This window comes from Sandarakinorhabdus rubra, from assembly GCF_010994245.1.
GTDB classification, from domain to species: Bacteria; Pseudomonadota; Alphaproteobacteria; order Sphingomonadales; family Sphingomonadaceae; genus Sandarakinorhabdus; species Sandarakinorhabdus rubra.
Window position 1 is genome coordinate 1 of record NZ_WMHO01000201.1, and the last position, 4,756, is coordinate 4,756.

Genomic DNA, 4,756 nt, shown 5'->3' on the forward strand with positions numbered 1-4,756 from the left:
CCGTGCTGCGCGAAGCCGGAGTGGGCCGCGGCTTCGTGGGCCCGCTGGGCGCCGATGGCCGGCCGCGCGGCCAGCCCTTCATCGAGATGGCGGCGCCCGACCTGCCGGGCTTTGCCGCTGCGCGCGAATTTGCCTTCTGAATGGACAGCATCAATCTGGCGCTTTGCTTCATCATGGCGTAACCAATGTTGCCATGACCGAAAGCCCGGCCACCCTTGATGCCATTCTTGCGTCCATCCGAGCCCGCGTGATGTCGCCGGCCGATGAGGGAGACGATGCGCCGCCGCCGGTTGTTGCCGAAGCGCCACCGCCGGTGCCGCTGGCCGATGTGGCGATCACGCCCGGCGTTGCCAGCATGACCCTGGACGAGCTGATTCGCTCGCTGCTGGCCAGCCATGTGCAGGCCTGGCTCGATGCCAACATGCCGGAGATCGTGGAAAAGCTGGCCCGTGAAGAGATCCGCCGCCTGACCGGCAAGCTGTAATCGCCGGTTTTCCGGTTGGCCGCCCGCCCGGCAGCGGCTATGCGCGGCGGCCATGATCGACCGGATTTTCGACCCCGAGGCCTTTGAACAGCGCTGGTACCAGCACTGGGAGCAGAGCGGCGCCTTCCGCCCGCAGCGCCCGGATGCCCAGCCTTTCACCATCGTCATCCCGCCGCCCAACGTGACGGGCTCGCTGCATATCGGCCACGCGCTCGACAACACGCTGCAGGACGTGCTGATCCGTTGGCACCGCTTGCAGGGCCGCGATGCGCGCTGGATCGTCGGCACCGATCATGCCGGCATCGCGACGCAAATGGTGGTGGAACGCCAGCTGGCCGAAACGCAGCAACCGGGGCGCACCGCCATGGGCCGCGACGCCTTCGAAGCCAAGGTGTGGGAATGGAAGGCCGAGAGCGGCGGCACCATCACCCGCCAATTGCGCCGGCTGGGCGCCAGCTGCGACTGGCAGAATGAACGCTTCACCATGGACGCCGGCTTCAACACCGCCGTCAACAAGGTGTTTGTCGAGCTCTTCCGGCAGGGCCTGCTCTATCGCGACAAGCGGCTGGTGAACTGGGACCCGAAGCTGAAGACCGCAATTTCCGATCTGGAGGTCGAGTATCGCGAGGTGGACGGGAAGCTGTGGCACTTCCGCTATCCGCTGGAAGACGGCAGCGGCTTCATCGCGATTGCCACCACCCGGCCCGAAACCATCCTGGGCGATGGCGCGGTGGCCGTGCACCCCGATGACGAGCGCTATCGCCGCCTGGTCGGCAAGCGCTGCCGCCTGCCGGTGGTCGATCGGCTGATCCCGATCATCGCCGATCCGATGGTGGAGTCCGATTTTGGTTCAGGCGCGGTGAAGATCACCGCTGCCCATGATTTCAACGATTTCGCAGTCTATCAGCGCCATCCCCAGGCCGGCATCCCGCTCATCAACCTGATGAACCCGGATGCCACCATGGCCGACACCTGCCCGCCCGATTATCGCGGCCTCACCCGTGAGGCAGCGCGCGCCAGCGTGGTGGCGGATTTCGAGGCCCTGGGCCTGCTCGACAAGATCGAGCCGCACCGCCACCAGGTCCCCTATGGCGACCGCTCGGGCGTGGTGATCGAGCCGTATCTGACCGACCAATGGTATGTGAACGCCGGCGAACTGGCGAAGGACGCCCTCGCAGCCGTCCACGATGGCCGCACCCGCTTCGTGCCGGCAACCTGGGAGAAGACCTATTTCAACTGGATGGAGAATATCCAGCCCTGGTGCGTGAGCCGGCAGCTTTGGTGGGGCCACCGCATCCCGGCCTGGTATGGGCCCGATGGCAAGGTGTTCGTCGCCGAGACCGAGGCGGAGGCGCAGGCACAGGCCGGCGCCGGCGTGCCGCTGACCCGCGACGAGGATGTGCTCGACACCTGGTTCAGTTCAGCGCTGTGGCCGTTCGGCACGCTGGGATGGCCGGAACAGACGGCTGATCTGGCGCGCCATTATCCCGGCGATGTGCTTGTCACCGGCTTCGACATCATCTTCTTCTGGGTGGCGCGCATGATGATGCAGGGACTGCACTTCCAAGGCGAAGTGCCGTTCCGCACCGTTTATTGCCACGGCCTGGTGCGCGATGCGCAGGGCCAGAAGATGTCGAAGTCGAAGGGCAACACGGTCGATCCGCTAGGCCTGATCGAGAAATACGGGGCGGACGCGCTGCGCTTCACGCTCACTGCGATGGAAACGCAGGGGCGCGACATCAAGCTCAACGAAAGCCGCATCGAGGGCTATCGCAACTTCGCCACCAAGCTGTGGAACGCGGCGCGCTTTGCCCAGATGAACGGCATCGCTGGCCACCCCGACCTGCTGCCGCCGGCAGCAAGCCAACCGGTCAACCGCTGGATCATTGGGGAGGTGAAGGCCTGCGCCACGGCGCTGGAGCAGGCCATCGCGCAATTTCGCTTCGATGCCTATGCCGATGCCATCTATCGCCTAGTCTGGAGCCGCTTCTGCGACTGGTATCTGGAGCTGATCAAGCCGCTGCTGGCTGATGGCGCCGATGCCGCCGCCGCCGCCGAGACGCGCGCGGTGGCCGGCTGGACGCTCGACCAGATCCTCGTCATGCTGCACCCGGTGATGCCGTTCCTCACCGAGGAATTGTGGCACCAGTTGGCGGAGCGCGGTGACCTGATCCTTGCCCGCTGGGTGGCGACCGACGCGCTGCCCGCCGATGCGGAGGCCAGCGCCGATATCGACTGGCTGATCGGCCTGATCTCCGAAGTCCGCTCGGCGCGCACCGAAGTGAACGTGCCGCCGTCGGCCAAGCTGGCCTATGCTGTGGACGGCGCCACGCCCGAGACCCTCGCCCGCCTTGCCGCCAACGCCGCCGCCATCGAGCGGCTGGCACGTATCGTGCCGGGAGAGCTGGCTGCCGGCGGGCGGCTCGCCGTGGTGCATGGCGAGGCGACCATCCTGATCCCGCTGGGCGATGTGATCGATCTCGCGGCCGAGAAGGCGCGGCTGGAAAAGGCGCTTGCCGCCTGCGCTAAGGAACGCGACGCGCTGGCCGGGCGCCTCGCCAACCCCGGCTTCACCGAGAAGGCCAAGCCCGAAGCCGTGGACAAGGCCCGCGAGGACCATGCAGCGCGCACCGCCGAGGCCGAGCGTCTGCAGGCGGCGCTGGCGCGGCTGGGGTAGGGGCTGCGCGGCCGCGCCACCACGCCCCCTTCCCTCACCCAGCCCATCTGACTAGAAGGCCAGCGTGCACCGTTATGCGAACCCCGCGCGATTCCTGAAGATCGCCCGTGTTGCCACGCCCATCGTGGCGCTGCTCGGCCTGGCGCTCACCGCGGCCGGCCTCTGGATCGGGCTTTTCAACAGCCCGCCCGATTATCAGCAGGGTGAAAGCGTGCGCATCATGTATGTCCATGTGCCAGCCGCCTGGCTGGGCGCCGGCGGCTATCTGAGCCTTGCCATCGCCTCGGCCACCGCACTGATCTGGCGCCACCCGCTGGCCACGATTGCGGCCCGGGCCATCGCGCCCGCAGGTGCCGCCTTCACGGCCATCTGCCTCGTTTCGGGCGCGCTGTGGGGCAAGCCGACATGGGGCACCTACTGGGTGTGGGATGCGCGGCTGACCTCCATGCTGGTGCTGCTGTTCCTCTATCTCGGCTATCTGGCCTTGAGTGCCAGCGAGGCGGAAAAGGGCGGCGAGGGCCGGGCGGCGGCCATCCTGGCGCTGGTCGGCGTCATCAACCTGCCGATCATCAAGTACAGCGTCGAATGGTGGAACACGTTGCACCAGGGCAGCTCCATCTCCGTGGTCAACGCCTCGTCCAAGATTGCGCCGGAACTGCTGACCCCGCTGCTGCTGTCGGTGGCCGGCTTTTCCTTCCTGTTCGCCGCCATCGTGCTGATGCGGATGCGGGCGATGCTGGCGCAGCAGCGCATCGAGGCGCGCAGCCGGCGACTGGCCGAGGCGCTGGCATGATGGACGGCGTTGTTGCCCGCCCGGACCTGTGGGCCAGCTTCATCTGGCCGGCCTATGCCATCACGCTGGTCGGCCTTGTGGGGCTCCTGGCCTGGGCCTACATCAGCATGACCGCTGCCGAGAAGCGCGCGGATGAGGTCAAGCGCAAATGAAGGCCCAAAGGTGAAGGCAAAGCATCAAAGGCTGTGGCTGGTGCTGGGTGCGCTGGGCGCGCTGGGCGGCGCCGGGGCGCTGGCATTTTCGACGCTGGGCGACAAGGCGACCTATTTCTATGCCCCTGCCGATCTCGCCAAGGGCCCGGCCCCCACGGCGGCGATCCGGCTGGGCGGTATGGTCAAGGAAGGCTCGATCGAGCGCGACGGCGCCACCATCCGCTTTGTCGTCACCGATATGGCCGAGACCGTGCCGGTCACCTACACCGGCATCCTGCCCGACCTGTTCCGCGAAGGGCAGGGCGTCATCGCCGAAGGCAAGCTCGATCCCGCCACCGGCACGTTCCGCGCCGACACCATTTTGGCCAAGCACGATGAAAGCTACATGCCGCCGGAAGTGGCCGGCGCCATGAAGAAGACCGGGCGCGTTTCCGCCGGCAATTGATGCGCCGCCTGCTGTCGCCGCTGGTTGGCGGCCTCGCCACCACCCTTGCCCTGTGCCTCGCCGCGCCGCTGTCCCTTGAACTCGGGCCGGTACCGGTCACCCTGCAATCGCTGATCGTCTGCCTGGCCGGTGCGCTGGCCGGCGGCGCCGGCGTGCTGGGGGTGCTGGGCTGGCTGGCGCTGGCGGCGCTGGGCCTGCCGGTGCT

6 protein-coding genes are annotated in these 4,756 nt (G+C 67.4%); all 6 read left to right on the forward strand.

The genetic code is table 11. The features are described from left to right. Positions 1 to 193 precede the first annotated feature (193 nt). The gene (locus tag GJV64_RS11515; RefSeq protein WP_164157362.1) at positions 194 to 484 is read left to right on the forward strand and encodes a DUF2497 domain-containing protein; all 291 of its coding nucleotides are present in this window, start codon (positions 194 to 196) and stop codon (positions 482 to 484) included. A 52-nt stretch (positions 485 to 536) separates the two neighbouring features. Then, positions 537 to 3,161: a valine--tRNA ligase gene (locus GJV64_RS11520; protein ID WP_164157363.1), complete on the forward strand. Its 2,625-nt coding sequence runs from the start codon at positions 537 to 539 to the stop codon at positions 3,159 to 3,161. Positions 3,162 to 3,225: 64 nt separating this feature from the next. Beyond that, positions 3,226 to 3,954, forward strand: coding sequence for a heme ABC transporter permease (locus GJV64_RS11525; protein ID WP_164157364.1), 729 nt, complete (start codon positions 3,226 to 3,228; stop codon positions 3,952 to 3,954). Then, on the forward strand, positions 3,951 to 4,106 hold the full coding sequence (gene ccmD, locus GJV64_RS11530) for a heme exporter protein CcmD (RefSeq protein WP_164157365.1): 156 nt from the start codon (positions 3,951 to 3,953) through the stop codon (positions 4,104 to 4,106). Before GJV64_RS11525 ends, ccmD begins: the two co-directional genes overlap by 4 nt. Positions 4,107 to 4,116: 10 nt before the next feature. Next, positions 4,117 to 4,551, forward strand: a complete 435-nt coding sequence (gene ccmE, locus GJV64_RS11535; protein WP_164157366.1) for a cytochrome c maturation protein CcmE — start codon at positions 4,117 to 4,119, stop codon at positions 4,549 to 4,551. Beyond that, a partial coding sequence (locus GJV64_RS11540) for a biotin transporter BioY (RefSeq protein WP_205599609.1) occupies positions 4,551 to 4,756 on the forward strand: 206 nt, incomplete at its 3' end. The genes ccmE and GJV64_RS11540, both read left to right, overlap by 1 nt.